The organism is Micromonospora auratinigra (assembly GCF_900089595.1).
In the GTDB taxonomy this organism is placed as follows: domain Bacteria; phylum Actinomycetota; class Actinomycetes; order Mycobacteriales; family Micromonosporaceae; genus Micromonospora; species Micromonospora auratinigra.
In genome coordinates this window covers 1,526,188-1,544,098 of record NZ_LT594323.1, presented here as the reverse complement: position 1 = coordinate 1,544,098, position 17,911 = coordinate 1,526,188, and the positions used below count along the sequence as shown (strand labels likewise).

20 protein-coding genes and 3 pseudogenes are annotated in these 17,911 nt (G+C 68.3%); 11 read left to right on the top strand and 12 right to left on the bottom strand.

Annotated features, from left to right (window positions below; genetic code table 11):
- Positions 1-100 precede the first annotated feature (100 nt).
- The 3 genes from GA0070611_RS06795 to GA0070611_RS06785 form a co-directional block, all read right to left on the bottom strand.
- Entirely contained in the window at positions 101-1,096 is a 996-nt protein-coding gene (locus GA0070611_RS06795) for a hypothetical protein (protein ID WP_091659297.1), read from the bottom strand.
- A 192-nt stretch (positions 1,097-1,288) separates the two neighbouring features.
- A complete protein-coding gene (locus GA0070611_RS06790; RefSeq protein ID WP_091659294.1) occupies positions 1,289-1,732 on the bottom strand; it encodes a hypothetical protein in 444 nt (147 codons plus the stop codon).
- Positions 1,733-1,926: 194 nt separating this feature from the next.
- On the bottom strand, positions 1,927-2,865 hold the full coding sequence (locus GA0070611_RS06785; protein ID WP_091659289.1) for an SMI1/KNR4 family protein: 939 nt from the start codon (positions 2,863-2,865) through the stop codon (positions 1,927-1,929).
- A 161-nt stretch (positions 2,866-3,026) separates the two neighbouring features.
- On the opposite strand from GA0070611_RS06785, the gene GA0070611_RS06780 reads away from it, so the two are divergent.
- Complete coding sequence (locus GA0070611_RS06780; protein ID WP_091659285.1) at positions 3,027-3,578, top strand: CbrC family protein; 552 nt, start codon at positions 3,027-3,029, stop codon at positions 3,576-3,578.
- Between the two features lie 317 nt (positions 3,579-3,895).
- Here GA0070611_RS06780 and GA0070611_RS06770 read toward each other — a convergent pair whose 3' ends face one another.
- Positions 3,896-5,122 (bottom strand): phthiocerol/phthiodiolone dimycocerosyl transferase family protein, encoded by a 1,227-nt coding sequence (locus GA0070611_RS06770; RefSeq protein WP_091659281.1) that lies wholly within the window; start codon positions 5,120-5,122, stop codon positions 3,896-3,898.
- A 216-nt stretch (positions 5,123-5,338) separates the two neighbouring features.
- On the opposite strand from GA0070611_RS06770, the pseudogene GA0070611_RS32385 reads away from it, so the two are divergent.
- A pseudogene (locus GA0070611_RS32385) lies at positions 5,339-5,512 on the top strand (LysR family transcriptional regulator); the annotation flags it as partial.
- Positions 5,513-5,536: 24 nt separating this feature from the next.
- Here the strand turns inward: GA0070611_RS32385 and GA0070611_RS06765 are convergent.
- Positions 5,537-6,361 carry a CPBP family intramembrane glutamic endopeptidase gene (locus tag GA0070611_RS06765; protein ID WP_197675864.1) on the bottom strand — a complete coding sequence of 275 codons (825 nt, stop codon included), beginning with the start codon at positions 6,359-6,361 and terminating at the stop codon, positions 5,537-5,539.
- A gap of 611 nt (positions 6,362-6,972) precedes the next feature.
- Between GA0070611_RS06765 and GA0070611_RS06760 the strand changes: the two genes are divergently transcribed.
- Both GA0070611_RS06760 and GA0070611_RS06755 read left to right on the top strand, forming a co-directional pair.
- Complete coding sequence (locus GA0070611_RS06760; RefSeq protein ID WP_197675863.1) at positions 6,973-7,701, top strand: DUF3159 domain-containing protein; 729 nt, start codon at positions 6,973-6,975, stop codon at positions 7,699-7,701.
- Positions 7,698-8,021: a hypothetical protein gene (locus GA0070611_RS06755; RefSeq protein ID WP_091659272.1), complete on the top strand. Its 324-nt coding sequence runs from the start codon at positions 7,698-7,700 to the stop codon at positions 8,019-8,021. Before GA0070611_RS06760 ends, GA0070611_RS06755 begins: the two co-directional genes overlap by 4 nt.
- Positions 8,022-8,073: 52 nt before the next feature.
- Here GA0070611_RS06755 and GA0070611_RS06750 read toward each other — a convergent pair whose 3' ends face one another.
- Entirely contained in the window at positions 8,074-8,805 is a 732-nt protein-coding gene (locus GA0070611_RS06750) for a MerR family transcriptional regulator (protein WP_091659267.1), read from the bottom strand.
- Positions 8,806-8,818: 13 nt separating this feature from the next.
- A complete protein-coding gene (locus tag GA0070611_RS06745; protein WP_091659264.1) occupies positions 8,819-10,087 on the bottom strand; it encodes an FAD-binding oxidoreductase in 1,269 nt (422 codons plus the stop codon).
- 73 nt (positions 10,088-10,160) lie between these two features.
- Between GA0070611_RS06745 and GA0070611_RS06740 the strand changes: the two genes are divergently transcribed.
- Both GA0070611_RS06740 and GA0070611_RS31710 read left to right on the top strand, forming a co-directional pair.
- Positions 10,161-10,766: a TetR/AcrR family transcriptional regulator gene (locus GA0070611_RS06740; RefSeq protein WP_091659260.1), complete on the top strand. Its 606-nt coding sequence runs from the start codon at positions 10,161-10,163 to the stop codon at positions 10,764-10,766.
- A 531-nt stretch (positions 10,767-11,297) separates the two neighbouring features.
- Positions 11,298-11,505, top strand: a pseudogene (locus tag GA0070611_RS31710) (IS5/IS1182 family transposase); the annotation flags it as partial.
- 51 nt (positions 11,506-11,556) lie between these two features.
- Here GA0070611_RS31710 and GA0070611_RS30990 read toward each other — a convergent pair.
- Together GA0070611_RS30990 and GA0070611_RS06730 are read right to left on the bottom strand one after the other, a co-directional pair.
- Complete coding sequence (locus GA0070611_RS30990; protein ID WP_157740237.1) at positions 11,557-11,916, bottom strand: hypothetical protein; 360 nt, start codon at positions 11,914-11,916, stop codon at positions 11,557-11,559.
- Positions 11,917-12,008: 92 nt separating this feature from the next.
- A complete protein-coding gene (locus GA0070611_RS06730) occupies positions 12,009-12,302 on the bottom strand; it encodes a hypothetical protein (RefSeq protein WP_091659257.1) in 294 nt (97 codons plus the stop codon).
- 147 nt (positions 12,303-12,449) lie between these two features.
- On the opposite strand from GA0070611_RS06730, the gene GA0070611_RS06725 reads away from it, so the two are divergent.
- A complete protein-coding gene (locus GA0070611_RS06725) occupies positions 12,450-12,770 on the top strand; it encodes a hypothetical protein (RefSeq protein ID WP_157740236.1) in 321 nt (106 codons plus the stop codon).
- A 685-nt stretch (positions 12,771-13,455) separates the two neighbouring features.
- On the opposite strand, the pseudogene GA0070611_RS32380 reads toward GA0070611_RS06725, so the two are convergent.
- Both GA0070611_RS32380 and GA0070611_RS06715 read right to left on the bottom strand, forming a co-directional pair.
- A pseudogene (locus GA0070611_RS32380) lies at positions 13,456-13,617 on the bottom strand (GIY-YIG nuclease family protein); the annotation flags it as partial.
- A 307-nt stretch (positions 13,618-13,924) separates the two neighbouring features.
- Positions 13,925-14,758, bottom strand: coding sequence for a hypothetical protein (locus tag GA0070611_RS06715; RefSeq protein ID WP_157740235.1), 834 nt, complete (start codon positions 14,756-14,758; stop codon positions 13,925-13,927).
- Between the two features lie 96 nt (positions 14,759-14,854).
- On the opposite strand from GA0070611_RS06715, the gene GA0070611_RS06710 reads away from it, so the two are divergent.
- Positions 14,855-15,271 (top strand): hypothetical protein, encoded by a 417-nt coding sequence (locus GA0070611_RS06710; protein WP_157740234.1) that lies wholly within the window; start codon positions 14,855-14,857, stop codon positions 15,269-15,271.
- 10 nt (positions 15,272-15,281) lie between these two features.
- Positions 15,282-15,743 carry a hypothetical protein gene (locus tag GA0070611_RS06705; protein WP_091659240.1) on the top strand — a complete coding sequence of 154 codons (462 nt, stop codon included), beginning with the start codon at positions 15,282-15,284 and terminating at the stop codon, positions 15,741-15,743.
- 28 nt (positions 15,744-15,771) lie between these two features.
- Here GA0070611_RS06705 and GA0070611_RS06700 read toward each other — a convergent pair whose 3' ends face one another.
- Positions 15,772-16,377 (bottom strand): hypothetical protein, encoded by a 606-nt coding sequence (locus GA0070611_RS06700; protein WP_091659237.1) that lies wholly within the window; start codon positions 16,375-16,377, stop codon positions 15,772-15,774.
- A gap of 460 nt (positions 16,378-16,837) precedes the next feature.
- Here GA0070611_RS06700 and GA0070611_RS06695 point away from each other — a divergent pair, with 460 nt between their 5' ends.
- Both GA0070611_RS06695 and GA0070611_RS06690 read left to right on the top strand, forming a co-directional pair.
- Positions 16,838-17,275: a ligand-gated ion channel gene (locus GA0070611_RS06695; RefSeq protein ID WP_157740233.1), complete on the top strand. Its 438-nt coding sequence runs from the start codon at positions 16,838-16,840 to the stop codon at positions 17,273-17,275.
- Positions 17,276-17,440: 165 nt separating this feature from the next.
- Positions 17,441-17,689 (top strand): transcriptional regulator, encoded by a 249-nt coding sequence (locus GA0070611_RS06690; protein ID WP_091659227.1) that lies wholly within the window; start codon positions 17,441-17,443, stop codon positions 17,687-17,689.
- Positions 17,690-17,911: the final 222 nt, after the last annotated feature.

Genomic DNA, 17,911 nt, shown 5'->3' with positions numbered 1-17,911 from the left:
CCTCCATCATCTTCTCGACTTCGCACGACGGGCGCCGCAGCGACCGCCAAGCTGGGCACACCCCCCACGGCTAGTAGAGGATGGACCGGGCGGCCACAACTCATGTCTCGTAGGGGTCCCAGTGAGCGGCGTAGCGCAGCAGCGAGCGTGCCAGGCCGGGATGGGCCGCCGCCCACCGGTTGTCGAAGAGGAACCACTGGTCGAACCCGAAGAAGCCGTCGATGTACCGGGCAGCTTGCGCGATGTGCGCATCTAGCCGGATCAGCGACTCGGTGGGACGCTGCGCGCGCAGCAGTTGCATCATCTCCCGGTGAACGGCCTCCTGCGTGGGCATCCGGTCGAGACTGGCAGGGGACGGTGCGTAGCCGGGCAGCTCGACGTAGCGCTCTAACGCCCGACCCACGTCGTTCTCCCCGGGAGCGACAAGGGCCCGCAGCAGCCGAACGTCGTGCGGCCATCGGTGGCTGCTGGGACCCTCGGCGCTCAGGTGGGTGGCGAGGTCCGGCAGGCTCACGCCGGGAAACTGGACGGCACCGATCAGATCCAGGTTCCGATAGGTGTCGGGCGACTGCCAGCACAGGCGGACCGAGAAGACGCAGTCTGGCCCGGGCGGGGCCAGCCGGACGGTACGGACCGGAACGCTGTGGCTGAAGACGCTCTCTGGCTCACCCGCGTCGGCGGGCAGTGGCCACGTGTCGTGCAGCAGGAACGTAAGCCGATCGGGTGAGGCAGCAGCGGCCTCGTCGTCGACGAAGTAGTAGGCCAGGTCTACCTCGTCGTCGTCGGTACGCACCCTTAGGGCGTGCTCACCGAGCCGAATGAAGTCGCCTTCATCATCGCCCTCCACCCACAGGTGTTCGGTGAGCAACTGCCGTAACTCGTTCACCGACCCCGGCGGCGGTAGGTTGCGCTCCCGGACCTCCTCGAAGATCGACTCCAAGCCGTACACATTGCCACACAGCTCACTGTCGATCCACGCCTCCGGGTCATCGTGCGCCCAGCCACGGCGAAACCAGTCGAGGACACTCACATCCGGCAGGGTGACTACCCGCTTACCGAAAGGAGAACCCTCCCGCCACCGGCACACGAAGTACATGGCGCCGACTCTAGGTAGCCGGTCCGACAGATGAGCGCCACAGCGGCAGGCACAAACATCGAGGCGTCGGTCGATGTCACTTTACGTGTCCGTCGTCACCCAGTGCGGCAGCCCGCGATGAACCTGCTACTGGCCAGCCTCGGCGTTGCAGCTCGTTCAACACCTTGCCGGCCCGGGGCAGAGGCGGGTGGGTTACCGGCGCTCACCGGAATCGGTCTCCGTCCAGAGCGCCTCGAAATCTACCGGCTGCTCGCTGTCCTGCTCGACGTGTGCGACGGAGTCAGTGGGAGGGGCCGCGAACCAGCGTCGTGATGATCGAGGAACCAGCAGCAACATGATGATGACCAGGGCTGCCACCATGCTGACTGCCCGCCACCACCCCACCTGCGCGTGATGAAGGAGGCCGAGTGTGAGGTTGCCGGCCATCGCCAGGACGACGACACCTCGAGCCGATCGGCTACCCCACCACAGGCCGTACACCAGAACGGCGGCTACAGCGGCCACGACCACGTTCGCGATGACACCGCCAACGCTCGTCCACGGACCATCAGCGATCACAGCAACGTATCCCACGAGCAGGACCGCCAGCGCCGCCACCACCGGACGCGGCGCGCGACGGATCGTCTGCTCAACCACCGGCGCATCATACGATCACCACCAGATATGGCCTCCGCGCGAAAACTGACCCCTGAGTTGAGGCCACGCCGTCCGTCCGGCTACGACGGCGATCTTCGAGGATGACGGCAAGGAATCGCAGCGACGGCGAACGTCCCGCCAGGTTGCCAGCAGGACGGCCACAGCGGCTGCGGCACCGCAGAGGATCGTGTGGATCAAAGCGAGTGGTCGAGCACCCTCTGGACGGTGTCACGTACCGCGTGATCTTCCTCGACCCTCACGTGATCGCCGAGGGTCCGGCGTAGCTGAGGGCTCAGCCGCCATCCCTTCGGGGTGTTCGTGGTCATGAGGATGGCTGCGAGAGATCGCACCGTGGGTACGGGGTCCGCGAGTGCTGCGGGCAGGAGCTCGCGGCCGCGCGCACCCTGGGCGGCCAACGCGCGCAGGATCGCTTTCCGCACGGCCGGGTGCGGTTCCGTCGACAACGCCCGCACGAGGTCCTCGGGGAGCTGGGCGCTGGGCGCTGGGTACGTGATGAACGTGTACGCGGCAGCACGGCGTCTCGTTGCCAGTACGTCGTGCAACAGCGTGGCCAGGAGCGCCTGCTGGTCGCCGGCCATCTGCTCTGCGAACCAGCTCCGGTCACGGTGTCCGGCCAGGGTGAAGTCCAACCACCGCTCGTACCAGGCCAGGAAGTCCGGGTCGGTGTGGAAGTGAGGCGCGACCAGGCCTTCAGCGTTGACCTCAACCAGACGACCGCAGCCCGGGCCGGTCACGACCAGCAGGGTGAAGTCGCTGCATCCTCGGTAGACAACCACGATCGCACCCGGAAAGGTCGGCGCCGGTTGGCACTGACCGGTCCGACGCTCGGCGAGGTGTGCGTCAGGAACGAAGGGAAACGGCTGGGCGAGGTTCCCGTTGACTTCAGCATTCCCCGACACCCACCTGTCCATGGTCAGCAGTCCATAGGTCGGGCCGTACCCGCCATGGCCAACGCGGGTCACGAACTGCCGGAATTCCTCCGGCAGCCGGACACCGTGTAGCCCCTCGAAGTCCGAGATCTGCTGCTCAGTGAGCGGGGGGCCGAGAACGGCATCCTCCGCTGGAGGCAGGGCTGCGAGTTTGGTCTGGATCCGGGCGATCCTGTCGTCCACCGGCGCTTCTTGTCATGTCAGAGGATCGGTCTGTCGGGTCTCAGGACCTGCGTGACAGATCAGTCTCGGGACGTGGGTGACACGTCCGGCTAGACGATCTTCGTTTCAGGGTAGCTGTTCAGGGGCTCAGGTGGCCGCTCGTGACGCCCTAGGATCGGCGGGTGCTGGCTGACGAGGAAGGCCTTCCGCAGTTCCCTTATCACCCGGATCCGGTGGGGACGGGTTCGATCGTGGCCGCTGAGGTGGTGTGCGCGTGTTGTGGGCGGCGGCGGCCGTTCACGTATGTCGGCCCGGTCTATGCGGTGGAACGACTGGCCAGGGCGCTGTGCCCGTGGTGCATCGCGGACGGCGGGGCGGCGGCGATGTTCGACGCGGAGTTCACCGACGCGAGCTGGCAGGTTCCTGACGACGTGCCTGCCGACGTGACCGAGGTGGTGCTTCGCCGAACGCCGGGCTTTGCTGGCTGGCAGCAGGAGCAGTGGTTGCACCATTGCCGAGACGCGGCGGAGTTCCACGGCCCTGTCGGGGCGGATGAGTTGGCTGCCTTTCCGGACGCGCTGGAACACCTGCGGCTGGAGATGGCCGGGGTTGGCTGGTCGGCCGAAGACAAGGACTGGTATCTGCAAGCGCTGAGCAAGGCTGGCCCGGTCACCGCCTATCTCTTCCGCTGCCGGCACTGTGGCACTCACCTCGCGTACTCCGACTCGACCTGATCGCCCGTTTGCTGTCGCGGGGACTCCGGCTTACGGACCTTGAACCGGGCGATCGGCTTAGTGGTGGTGCGTGGGACTTCGGTGAGGAGATGGTCGCCGTCGTGGACGCGGAAGATGGTGTCGGCGGCTTCGACGGTGAGCGTTCGGCCGGCGTGGGCGGCGCCGACGTGCAGGTCGCGGTGGGTGCAGTTGGATGCTGTTCAGGGCCGTTGCACGCTGTTCGACGCCGATCAGCGCGTCCGTCTGCTCCCATGCTGCTCCCCCGGGTTTCCGACAGCGCAGCTCGGTACGGGCTGGGAACCGCCGGAACGAACTCATCAGCCGTACGTGGCTCCCGTCGCGGGCACCCCGCCCTCGCCTGCTGAACTTCCCAGTCGGGTGAGGCGGCTGGCGATGTCAGCGGGGAGTCCGGTTGCGTCGCCGTGGGTCGTCAGTACGAGCCTCAGCGACCCCGCGTACGTGATGACGCCGAGGATCCGTTCGTCGCGAACCTGCGTCGACATCGTCGGTCCCCAGATCGCCACTGCGGCCGGCGTGTCGGGCGCGGATGTGCCCAGGTTGGTGATCTCCAGGTCGGCGGTGGTCGCGGCCAGCATCGCCGCCTCCGCCTGAAGGGCGTCGGTGGGGTTGAGTGAGGCCAGCATCAGCGCCGCGTCCCGGGCGGCCCCCCGTGCTGCTCGAAGCTGCGCTGTCGCGTCCTGTGCCAGGGACCAGAGCGCGCTGCCTGCTGGGTCCTGCAGCACCACGGTCGTCGCCGTGAAGCGGTTCACGACGTCGTCCTCGAGACCCAGCGCCGCGCGCAGGTCGATGGGCACGTTGATGCGGATGCTCTCGGCCCCGGTGAGCGCGGAGAGTGCCTGCGCGGCCGCGGCGCAGAGTGCGCCCTGGACGGTCGAATCCTTGGCACGGGCGGTGGAGCGGAGGTGTTCGGTCGTCGCGGGGTCGAGTTCGGCGGTCTCGATGCTCGGTGCCGTGGCGTCGAACGGCCGGATCGTGGCGACGGCCGGCTCCGCCGCAGGGCCCGGGGTGTGATGGGTCGGCCGCTCCGCCTGGGGTGGGCCCTCGAGCAGACTCTCCTGGTCGGTGGGCACCGGCCGGGCCGGGGGCGTCTGCCCGGCGAGGATCGCGAGGAGGTCGCGTGCGGCGCGCAGCGCGCCGCGTCCGTCGGTGATTTGGTGGGAGAACGTCAGGAGTACGACGGTGCCGCGGTCACCGGGTGCGTCGCCCACAAGCGTCGCGCGCGCCAGCGGGCTGTCATCGGCGTCGATGGGACGGGTCTGCTCCTGCGCTGCCACTGCGCGCCAGTCGTGCCCGCACACCTGGCGGACACCGATGCGCTCGGTCGACGCCCGGAACGTCGGGCGTTCTTCGGTGCGGTCGATACCGACGGCGAGCAACGGATGTGTCTGCTGGAGTCGCGCGAGAGCGTCCGTGAGCTGCTGCGCCGAGACGGGCGACGTGAGTTCGACGACGAGCGAGAACTGGACGGGGTTGCGACTGATGTAAAGGTCGATGACGTGTTCGAACGCGCCCAGCGGGCGCACGACAGGGTGTGCTGGAGAGTGGCGCATGCTGTCCTTCGGGTCGATCGGTTGGGCCGCGTCAGTGCTCAGACTGCTCGGGGGTTGGTGCTGTCGTTCGTGATGGGTCGGCGGCCGGCTGCGCCCCTGGATGAGACACCTGGCCGCAGCGGCACACTCAATCCCGCGCTCATGTGATTTCCGGCTCGGAGTCCGGGTGACCCGACGTTCGGTTCACGCGCTACGGCCATGGGCGACGACGGGGAGCGGGCCCGGTTGCGCCCGCTGCGGGTCGCCGTACCCGAGATCTGCCCGCCGTGCCGCCACGCCGACCTGGTGGTCGCGGGCCGGCGGATCCACCTGGCGGTACGGCCGGTCGGCCCGCCCGAGCGTCAACGGTTCTGCCGGACCGTGGGCGCCCTGCCCTGGTGGGATTGGTCAGGGTGTGGCCCGGGCCCGCCGCTCGCGCAGCCAGACCAGCGTCACCATGGCGATGTTCACGGCCGCGAGGATCAGCAGGGACGCGTCACCGGAGTCGGTGGACCGGTCGATCGCGTAGGGCTCGCCGTCGGCCAGCAGCGTGTTGACGATGCCGAACAGGACGTTGTTGGCGACGTGGAAGGCGACCGGTGCCTCGATGCCGCGGCTGATGGTCGCCATCAGGCCGGTGCAGAGGCCGATGAAGGCGAAGTAGCCGAAGAACCAGGGGTCGCTCGACCCGTGCAGCGTGGCGAAGCCGAGGCTGGAGACGACGAGCCCGACGGCCAGGGCCGGCCGGACCGCGCGCGCCCAGGACGCGGCGGCGGGCAGTACGGCGCTGCGCCACCACAGCTCCTCGCCGGCGGACTGCAGCGGCGTGGTCAGCACGGTGACCACCAGCAGGGCGATCGTCGTGCCGCTGACACCGAAGCCGACCCAGGGCGTCGAGTCGGACGCGATCAGGGCGGTCACCCCGATCCCGGCAGCCACCAGCAGCGCCGCCCGGCCGAGGTAGGTGCCCAGGCGGCGGGCGTCGAAGGCCCGCGGTGAGCTGATCAGGCTACGCCACGGCACCCCGGCGATCCGCGCCAGCAGCAGGATCGCCACCACGCCCGACGCGCCGATGCTGAGGTTTACACCCAGGGACTTCAACGGTGTCATCGTGGGCGACATCGGGTCGTCGCTGCTCTCGACGACGCCCACCAGCTGCCAGGACAGCACCTGCAGGACCAGCATCACCACCGGCGGCACCGCGAGCACCACCAGCGGCTTCCACCAGGCCATCCGCAGGTGAGCACCGAACGGGCGCGACGTGTCGGCGGCCGCCGGCGCCTGCTCCGGTGTCCGCAGTCGCGTGCGTCCTACGTCGGTGGGGTTCGGATGATCCGTCGTCTTTAAGGATGCGTCGGACCGTGGGGCGTTCATGGGGAAAATCCTCTCGTCGTAGGTGACATCGCGACGTACGGACGCTCGGCGGCGAGTGGGGCCGATCAGTCGGTCCAGCCGGCGAGCGCCACCTTCGTGGCCTCGGCGATGAGGGCGTTGTGGTAGTCGGCGTCCTTCTGATCGCGGGTGGACAGCACCGCGAGGACGATCGGCGCGCGGTCTGCGACTTCGATGAGACACCCGGCCGTAGCGGCATGCTCAAGCTGCGGGAGTGTGATCTGGTAGACGGTCGAGCTGATCCGCAGTGTCCGGCTGGCCGTGCCCGGAGGGCACAGGTTCGCATGGGGGCAAGCCCGCTCGCAGCGGGTCGGTCAGGAGGCATCCTCGACCGGGACGGAACCGTCGGGTGAACCAGCCGGCGCGCGAGCCGGTCGTCCGCCCGTGAGGTCGGCCACACCGTGTCGTACGAGCTTGAGTGTGCCGCCGCGGCACACCCGCTAATGATGCGGGTGCGCAACGAGGCAGAACCAGAACCGGTGCCGGAGCGGCACCCTGCGGCCGCCCCGGTCGACGACAACGCCCAGTCCACTGAGACCACCGTGCTGCAGCAGATGGGCGGCGTCGCCGGGTTCGTCCACTCGACCATTCCGGTGGTTGTCTTCGTGACGGCGAACGCGTTCCTGCCGCTGCCGGTCGCGGTCGGCGTCGCGGTCGCGACCGGGCTGGCGCTGTGCATCGTGCGGCTCGTGCGTGGGGAGCGTCTCGTGTCCGCGGTGGGCAGCCTGCTCGGCGTGGCGGTGGCCGCCGGGATCGTCGCGTGGACCGGTTCCGCGCGGGACTTCTTCGTGATCGGGATCTGGGCGTCGCTGGCCGGGTTCGTCGTCACGTTCGGGTCGGTGCTGGCTCGTCGGCCGCTGACCGGTGTCATCTGGAACGCCCTGCACGGCGGCACGCACGCATGGCGATCCGACCGGGGCGTACGCGTGGCGCACGATGTCGCGACCCTCACCGCGGCGTCGGTGTTCGCGTCGCGGTTCGTGATCCAGCAGTGGCTCTATCTGGCGGACAGCACCGGCGGGCTGGGCGTCGCCCGGGTCGTCATGGGCACCCCGCTCACTGTGCTGGCCGCGCTGGTCGTCGTGTGGAGCTTCCGGCGCAGCACCGGACGCCTCATCCCGCGCGCTCCCCGACCCGGCACCTCGCCTCGCGACGAACGATCCGGAAGGGCACGAGCATGATCCTCTACGAAGGTGCGCTGCAGGTGGTCCCCGTCCTGCTGATCGCGCTGTTCATCGAGACCCGCAGCCTCGACCGAACCGGCAGCCGGGCGATGAGACGCTGGGAGAACGTGCAGGACCGGGTCTACGCCGCGCTCGGCCTCGTCGCGTTCATGGTGTCGCTGTTCGTCGTGGCGGAGATCGTCCCTGCCGGACGTCTGCCGGCGGCGATCATCATCGCCACCCTCAGCGGCTGCATGGGCATGTTGTACGTCCGGATCCTGCAGCGCTTCGCCCGTGACGGCGGCCGGCGGCGCGACCAGGTGTCGGACGACCGCTGAGCCGCGCCGCGCCGAGCCGCGTCCTCAGTTGCCACGGCCCGGCCACGGACGATCAGTCGTGCGGGTCGGACAGCAGGCGGTTGGTGCGCCGCAGGACGTCCAGTTGCGCGGGGTTGTAGAGCTCCGCCAAGGCCGTGCTGACTGCCTGTTGGACTAAGCGTGCGCTGTACCGGGTGCCGACGTTCGTGATCCTCGCTTCCGGGTTCTTCGCGTGGAGCGTGCGTACGTAGGGGGCCAGGTCCCGGGCCACGGCGGCGCAGGTCTGCTCGTCGGCGTCCGCGGGAAGGGTGTTGAACCGCTCGGCGACCGGGTCGGTGACGGGCTTGCGCAGCATGTCCGCCCAGGCCCGCATGGTGTCGGCGCCGAGCACCCGGGTCAGCACGACGATGAACGAACGGTCGGCGGGCGGCATCGTCGACACGACGTCGGGTGCGACGACGCCCGGTGGCAGTTCCGCCGGTGTGGGCTGCCGCAGGATGACGGCGAGTTCGAGGCGCGCCCGTTGGAGCCGTTCGATGGTGGCCGCGAGTTCGGCGTCGAGGGTGCGCAGGGCCTCCACGGGCTGATCGTCGGTGTCCTGCATGGTCGCGATCTGCGACAGCGAGAACCCCAGCTCCGTCAGCCGCCTGATGCGCAGGATCCGGACGAGGTGAGCCACCCCGTACTGCTTGTAGCCGTTGCTACGCCGGTGCGGCTCCGTCAGCAGGCCGATGTCGTGGTAGTGACGCACCGCTCGCAGCGTGGTGCCGGCGAGTTGGGCGACCTCCCGGGTGCTCCAGCCCATGTCACCGCCGCCCTCAGAGCCTTCCCGGGGCGTGGAACACGAGGTCCGGGTCGTACCGCTTCTTGGCGGCGCGCAGGCGATCCGCATTCGGCCCGAAGACCGCCGCGGTGCGCTCGACGTCGCCCGGGCCGAGCAGATTGGGATAGCCACCGGGAAGCCGGTCGGTTCCTCGTACCCAGGCCCGGTGTTGGTCCTCGGCGGGGTCTCCGGGTTCCCAGACCGCGATGGTCTCGACCATCAGGTGCGGCGTCCGGTTGCGGAAGGCGGTGGCGTCGGCGGGGACGCGAGCGGCTGCCCCGTGGAGGCTGTGCAGCGAGATCGCCGACAGCGGCGAGGTCCTGGCGCGCGCGGCGTCGAGCAGGACCTCCTGGACCGTACGGTCGAGTGCGGTGACCGTACGCGACCCGATCTCGACGTGCCGGCCGGCCGGGAACATCGCGTCGATCTGGGCGAGCTGCTCGGTCATCGTGGTCGGGCCGACCTGCGCCGCCAGCGGCTCACCGAGTTCGGTGAGCCGTCGCAACACCTTGCTACCGGTCTCGGGGTCGCCGCACCAGGTCGGTGCGGCGAACAGCACCGGCTCGCCGGTCGGGGCGGTGACGAAGCCGGCCTGCACGGTCAGCTCGTCCGGGCTCCGCAGCAGCGACTCCTCCAACTCGGGCAGGACGTCGAACGGGAACATGATCATCCCGGCCAGGATCGCCGGCACCGCGTGCAACTGGATCCGCATGGTGGTGACCACGCCGAAGTTGCCCCCGCCGCCGCGCAGCGCCCAGAGCAACTCAGGATCGTGTTCCTCGTCGGCGGTGACCAGCGTGCCGTCGGCGAGCACCACGTCGGCCGACAACAGGTTGTCGGCGGCAAGCCCGAACCGGCCGCTCAGCGGCCCGTAACCACCGCCGAGCGTCAGGCCGGCCATCCCGACCGAACCGGCCGTCCCGGTCACCGCGACCAGGCCGGCCCGCTGTGCGGCCGCGGCCGCGTCGGCCGCAGTGGCGCCGCCCGCCACGGTGGCGACCGCGGTGGCCGGGTCCACGCTCACCTGTCGCATCGGGCTCAGGTCGAGCGTCAGCCCGCCGTCGGCCAACGCACGGCCGGCCCAGTCGTGCCCACCACCGCGGACCGACAGCGCGATGCCCTTGTCTTGTGCGCTCCGGATCCCCGCCTGGACATCGGCCACGGTGGCGCATCGAAGGACCGCGAGCGGTCGGCTGGTCACCGCGCCGTTCCAGATCGTCCGAGCTGCTTCGTACTCCGTACCGGACGTCAGCGAGTCACCCATGATCGCCAGAGTATCCACTTATTCGCTGGAGACCAACTCTGGCGAAACGGCCCGGGGTTATGCTCCGCTGACCATGACCGAAGCACCGAAGAGCCGCCGGGCCGAGTACGCCGCCGCCACCCGCACCGCCATCATCGAGGCGGCGCGCCTGCTCTTCGCCCGCAACGGATACTTCGCGACGAAGATCGAGGACATCGCCGTGGAGGCCCGGGTCGCGCCGGCCACGGTGTACGCGGTGACCGGGGGTAAGCAGGGACTGATCCGGACACTGGTCGACCTGTGGAGCCAGGCGCCGATCGTGGCGCAGACCCTCTCCCGGCAGGAGGCCCTCACCGACCCGGACGAGATCCTGCGGGACACGGCCGCCACAGTGCGGGCCATGCGCGAGACGTACGGCGACATCATGCGGTTGATGCTGACCACCGCGCCGCACCACACCGAGGTCGCCGAGAACCTGCGGGTGGCCACGAAACGCTACCGGGATGCCATCCAAGCCGTCGCCGTCCGACTCGGCGATGTCGGCGGCCTCCGGGAGGGAATGACCGTCGCGGAGGCGACCGACATCCTCTGGTTCTACTTCGGATACTCCGGCTACTTCACCCTGCTCGATGACAACGGCTGGACCTACGAGCAATCGGAACGCTGGCTGGTCACCCAGGCCGCCACGGCTCTTCGCTAGACCGACTTTCGCCGTCCGGCCCCACGCGCACGATCGTCGCCGTGGCCGAACGCCGTACGGAGATCGCGCTGATCCATCAACCGATGGTGCTGAACAGGCCGTCGTCGAAGACACGTTGCGCGAACCAGGAGCCGATCAGACGGGGCGCGCAGGGTGACGGACGGATGCTCCGCCAGAATCGCAGCGAGGGTGAGGCAGTCCGCATCGGAGATGCGACGTCTGGAACTGCACCCGCGTAGCCGTGTCGAGCCCGGCCCGCAACCGCGGCACGCCGGTCGGACTCGACACCTCCACCAGACCACCCACAACCACCGAACCTCCCACCTGCGAACGCCGTGGCATGTGAGCGCACCCGTCGCCTCAGTGGTAGGTGGTGATCCCACAGCCGTGCCCTGTCGGTTAGGGCACGGTGCCAGCCAGTTGGCGCGTCAACTCCACTTGAACCCAGCAAGGCATTGCCTGAACTGGCTCAGAGTGAGGCGCCTGGGTGCAGGTGATCACCGCGGGCGATCCGGCCTGGATCTTCCCAAACTGGCCGGCAGGCCCGTCATGGCCGACGGCGGCTGACGCCGCAACCCCGAGGTGATCATGTCGTACCGCAAGCCCGCCGACGGCGGCGTCCTGCCAGCCTGGAACGAAGAGTTGAACAGCCGCCACCGCACCGTCCGCGCCGGAGTCGAACATCGCTCTGGCCAGGATGAAGTGCTCCAGGATCCCGCGCGACTACCGCTGCGCCGCTGGCAACGCCTTCACCCAGTCAGCAGACATCCCTCTGAGCAGTACCGTCAGGTCACCAGTCCTGGCACGAAAGGTGCGTCGACCGGTCGCAGTTCCAGTCCAGGAACAGCACCACACGGAAGCGATCGCTGTCTGCCAGCAACTGGAACAACCTCCGGCCGACCTCGTACTCGGCGCCCTTCTCGGTCGCCACGTCCACCCAGATGGGGTGACTGAGGTGCGGCTCCTCGTCTTCGGGGTGAAAGCTGAGCCACGCCTTGAAATCCTCCCCGTCACCAATGACATACCGGTGGTCTCCGGTTCTCAGATCTTTGAGGTCGAGCACCCGTGCGACCTCCGGCGCGATCCGCTGCAGTGAGGGTGAACCGTCCGGCTGGGCGGTGCCAAGAAGCAGAACCACGTCCCGAGTCACGACCAGCGACTGTACCGCTAAGACTTGCCGCAGGTGCCGACGCTGCACGACAACCACGGACGACCTGACCATTGGCGCCGCCGCCCGACCAGCTATCCGCGATCTTCTTCCAAACCCCGGGTCGCAGCGGTATCTTGCCAGCTCAGCCGATCCTGAATCTCTGCCCGCAGGTGAGTCAGCCCGTCCTCGCCGCTGTTGGACTCGGCCCAAGCGATGATCTTCAACGCGTCCGCCAGGGGCAGCCCGAACTTCTGGTGCAGGGCGCCGCCAGCCTGGATGTATCGCCCCTCCCCGTGGTCTCTGACGGCGCGGGCGATGTCACCGATATCGCCGCCCTCCTGCACGATGCGTCGCAGGAAGGGGCGCCACTCATTCCACACCAACACAAGAACCTCCCAGCAGGAGTCAGCAGCGCGGCGAGCCGATGATGACGTCACGGCAGGGTATCGGACCGTCTTGCCAAGGCGGCCGCTTGAATCGTCGGCTTCGCCGGGATCGCCGCAGCGATCCGACGCGACACCGCGGAGCGCCGGTTGGGCATGGTGCTGGCAGCCTCCGGCGCCATGAACGCCATGTACGGTGTCAAGCCCGGGGCCGCCTGGGCGATCATCTGCCGGTTGCCAATGATCTTCTGGATCGGCCGGCCCGCGCTCCCGGTCACGCAGCTGCTCCTCGCGGTCTACCTGCTCGTCAGCCGCCGAGTCCCGCTGTGGACCGGGGTCCTGCTCGCCGCCGGCGCCGTCCTGTTCCCCATCGCCCGGATCGGGCGCATCGAACTGGTCTCGATCGCCGTCGACCTGCTGACACCCGTGCCCTCCGTCTACTGCCTGTTTCGTCACTCGGTGGAGTGGTGAGACAGCGCCCTTCTCGGGCGTCCGTGCCTGGCCCCGGGTGGGGTGGGTGCGGTTCCTGCGCCATCGGGGCTGGTTTCGCCCGCGCGTGTGCGTGGGCCAGAGCCTTCCCCTCGGCGGGCGTTGGTGACCGGGCCCCCTGCGGGGAGATCCCGGACCTGGGCGTGGTGCTGCTCGGCCCAGAAGGCGAGGTTGACCGCGGCGTTGTGGTCCCGGTCCGCCTGATACCGGCACACGTGGCAGGTCTTCGTCGACGGGTACCAGCGGTCGACCAAAGCCAGTTGACCGCCGCTCCGCAGCCTGCTTGTGCGCACATCGGAAGAGTTGCACTCGATAGGCGCTCATCGGCATGAGCGGACAGTGCCGGCCTGCGAAGCGGGTCCTCGCCTGACGCGTCCTGGCTCACCGGAGAGGGCACTTGCACGCATGCCGCGCAACCGATTACGGCATTCGCGAGGGCTCGGCTGGGCGGCTGCTGGCGATGCATGAGTTCTTGGCGGCGACCACGGCCGGCTGAAGGTGCTCCGGGTCGACGCCGTGCACGTTGAGCGGCGGGTGCACACGCCGGACAAGTTCGGCCTCGATGGTCGCCGGCTCCGCGCCTTCGGCCCAGGTCAAGCGCAGGTGCGTGCGACATCCACGCGGTCAGTCCCCCCTCATCCTCAGGGACCAGGACGACACGGTCGGTCCAGGTCGTCCGGTAGCCCTCGGCCATCAGAAGCCCGGTCAGGCTCCGGCGCAGCGTGGAGCTGCCCGAGCGTCTCAGCTGGTTGCGCAGGATGCGCCCGCGCCGGCTGGCCGCTCGTCCAAGGTATAGCAGTCGTAGCGACGGGGCGCTCTCATTCGGCACCCGGGCAGGTCGGGAGAAATCGAGGGAGCGGCCCACCAGGCGTAGAAGCCACTGCCACGGCTGAGTCGCTTGACGGCGACATTGAGTTCGACCGGCACGCCAGAGAGCAGCCGCAGAGCCTGTTCGACCCAAGCTTCGTCGGTGGGGATGCCGTTGGGTACCTGTTCGGGAATGTCATCGACACCACCGTAGGTCCCGGGCCGATCGGGACTGGGGTGCCCAAAAGGGAGCTATCACCAGCGGTGCGATGCGCCGCATAGCTCGCCTTGCGACAGAGGATTGCCTTCTGGTCGAGGCTGGACAACCGTCAGAGGTTGTCGATGTAGATGACGACAGCTTCCGGCGGTGACGCCGGTCGTAATCCCGGTGCCGACTTGAGGTCTGCGTACAACCACACTGTGTGCGCTGTCCAGCTCAGGATCCCGCCGGTTTCGCGGGAGCCGCGATAGACGCCATTCTCGGGCTGAAGCTGCCAACCACGGTTGCGCAAGTGCTCGACGAGCCGGGTCACCGTCGTTGCCCTGTCGACATCATCGGTCGCCACCACCACGAACTCGGCTGTGCAGTTACCGCTGACGCCACCGTCGGCACAGACGTCGGCGGACACCAGGCGCAGCGACCCCGGCAGTGGGAGAACTTCGTCGACGCTGGCAGGAAACCGGAGCCTGCCGTCGCCGTCGTACCCGCCGATGCCGAGCCCGCAGCCGCACAGCAGCACCACGGCTCCCAACGTCGCCATAGCGGCAACCCACTGGACCCTGCCCGCGGGCACTTTCCCCGCTGCCGTGTACGGGGGCGAGACGGGATGCACCCTGCGATCGATCAGCAACGCGGCCAGGCACACGACGCCGACCAGTAACCACACTGCGAACCAGTCCAGCCATGGCGCGGCCACCAGACCCCGGGGCCACTGCGAGACGGTGAACACGGCGACCAGCACTGCGGTGAAGACGACACCGACAGTCACGCCGACGGCACGGCCGCTACGGGTGCCCCAGGCCCAAGCGCCGATCACGACCACGCCGCAGACCGCCGCCAGCACAGCCACCATGGGCGCGCCCTGCGCGATCGGTAGCACCACAAGGCCAGCTCCGCCCGCAGTAAGCCACCAACGCCAGCCGTTGCCCGCCATCATCGCCACGCTCAAACCTAAGATCATCGCCGAGGCGGTTGGCAACACCCTCACCACATCGACTGCAGATCCACCAGGTGCGGAAGCAACGCCGAGATGACCTCCATGCGAGCACTCAACCCGAGCGGTTCTCTCGGCTCCGGCGCCTTCCAGTTCGTGGTACGCGTCGGCGATTCCGGGCAGATCGCGGACCTGAGCGCACGGGAGCGAGCGCGGCGGATCGTCACCTCGGGCCCCTACCTCATCACCTCACCCGGAGCGCTCTACCTGACCGGCCTGGAACACGTCTCAGCAAAGCCAGACGAAAGAGGCCTCCGCGTGGCCGCACCCGCCGGCCGCTACACGGTGACCGTAAACCTCATCGACTGGGAAAGCGAGCAAGGCTCACAGACGCCCACTGGAACTCCCTCACCGGACGCGTTGCCGGACTTCGTTCTCCTCCTGAACCAGGCCACAAGGCCGGAACCGGTCTTCCGCCAAAGCCTGCAGACGCTCCCGCCCCCGCCGGACGCCTCGCCCTAGGCTGCGTGCCATGAACACACGACCCACCGAAGAGTGGGGCCGCGAGGTACGGAACCAAAAGCGCCGCATCGCCGCAGGCATTCTGGCTGAAGATGCCGCCTACGCCCTACACCTATGGCCAGAGGCCTTCATCGCTGCTGTCGATACGGCTCTGGACGCCTATGAAGCAGACGTGCGCTCGCTCTCCCACACCGAGGGCGTCGCGCGATCTGGGCCCGAGACGCTTCCAGGAATGCCACCGCTACCGATGCCGTCGCCGTCTGATAACGAGGTCGTCGCATCGGTCGAGCGGCTTGTCATGGCTCTGAACGCGATTAATGAGGAACGCGGAAGGATCGAGACGGACGAGCGCGAGGAACTGTGTCAGTACATCGACGATGTCCTGACAGATGCGGGCATTGATGTCGAAGCTCTCACCGCCAGACGCGACATCGCGCGGACCGAGCTTACTGACGAGTGGCGCGAATGGTGAGGGCATTGGTCAGCCATCCCCCGGACCATCAGCAGTGGCAGAGCAGCCTGACGATGATGCAGTCGTCGTCGAGTTTGTCGAGGTAGGCGTTGGCCTGCCGCGCGTAGGCGTCGATGGCGTCTTCGCCGTCGGGAGGTGTCGCGAATGGTCCCAGCTGGTCGGGATCGATCCACTGGCCTTCGGTGGTCAGTAGGGCGCCGGCGGTGATGGCCCATGCTGCCGCGTCGTCGAAGGCGGCTTGGGGGTCACGAGTAATCGCACTGATCGGGTCGGTGTTCGGCCCGAGTACCCAGATCCCGAGGCTTGGGTAGCGTTCCCAGGCCGTGTGGTGGTTGAGTGCCAGGATCAGAGGCTGGGCGTGGTGGTCGGCGACGGCCTGCTCGCGCGGATAGCCCTCGGGGTTCGCTTCGTGACGCGCCAGGAAGTCTGTCAAGGGCCGCGCTGGCGGATGCTCGGCGACCAGTTTCTGGAAGTCGTACTGCTGGGCCTGCCATCTGGCGCTCGCCCGGTCGACGGCTTGCCGGCGCGTCGCGTCGAAGTCGAGCAGGCCTCGCGGGCCGCCGGCACAGTGCAGCGGCTCGGCCTCATGATCGCCGTAGATGAGCCGCGGATCGCCCTGGTGCTCGGGCCGCACCGCCAATCCGCTGGCGGGTCCGGCGTCGATACACCACCTGTCTCATTCGCCGGCGCTGTTCCACTCGTCGCTGAAGTTGTAGTCGAACGGCGCCATCGCGGCGGTCAGCGCGGCGTCGACATCACCTGCCGCCACGCGATCTAGGCAGACGTTGACTCGGAACCTAGCCATGGCTGCCCTCTCTGGCCACGCGGTGGATCAACGAGAGGTCGACCTTAGCGGGAGTGGCCGGTTGAGCGCACAGGGGTTGCACGGCGGATAGCAGTTGTGCCGGCACTGATGCCTTACCGGTCCGGGCTGTCGCCTGTCAGCTGGCCGAGATCTGTTGCGGATCTGTTGGCGGGCCGCACGACAGCCGGGCTGTTCGTCAGGGCATGCTGGTCGCATGCACATCCCTTGATCGATCAGCGGTGAGGTGTACGCGAAGATTCTGCGGCGGCAAGGAGTCGATCCGGACGCTGTGACCGATGTCGAGGCGGCATGGGGTGCGTTCGCAGAGTTCCTACAACTGGACATCGCCGGCATCGACCCAACTCCGGACTCCGACGCAGACGGCTTCATCATTCAGTGGGGCCGAAGGTCCTGGAGCGACAACCGCCTGATTCTGACCTTCACTCGGCAGCTGGCGATCGCTGATGTCGGCGACCACGACGATCCCGGCTGGCAGCCCGAGTTGTGGCAGCTCGCCTTGGAGATGGCCTTCGTCCACGAGGCCGATTTGGTCGGCCTCGACAGCCTCGACGTCCACGACACGGGGATCAAGTTCGCGCCCACCGGACCGCTGCGTGCCGCAGCGCTGGCGCATACCCGGATGACTGCGCGGCGATATGCTCCTGTCCGGGCCGCCTGGCTCGCGGCTCCGGCAAGTAGCGGCCTGTCCTTCGACAGTGCTTGCTGACGCTCAGATCCGCACAGAGTGGTGGGCTCGAAACCAGCGAAGCGGCGTCACGGTGGGTTGAGTTGTCGGTACCCAGTACTACTCTGATGCGCGCTGATCGGCCTGAGCGGATGCCGCTACCACTGTGCAGTTGGTCGGCTGCCGGCAGCGCATACGGTGGCACCCATGCCCGAGAACCCTGATCAGGTGATCCGCACCCGCACCATCACCGCGCAAACCGTGCTCGCTGGTCGTGCTGACCTGCGGGTCTACCCATACCGGCTGTTGTCCATCCTGGTTCAGGGTGCCGGAGCCGACCGGGTCAGTCAGGCCGTCGCGGCCGCGGAGATGCTCGAGGCGGTGGGCTGGGAGCTCATCACTGTCTCCGAGTTCACCTCCAGCCACCTGACCTACGCCTTCATGCGACGCCGCTGATCTGAGGTTGGGGCTGGTCCGGATGTCCCAGCGTGGTCGTATGCGGATCGAGCCGTAGCACCCATTCCACTAACTGTTGCCGCCCGGGTATTTCGCCGACCGAGGTTCTGGACTCGTTGGGGTATCGGTGGCCAGGAGCCGCCCACTGCGTACGGGCGGTCGGAGCTGCAGCTACTACGGTCGAATGCGGTCGGATCATCTTGCCGTCCGGCGTGACGGTGA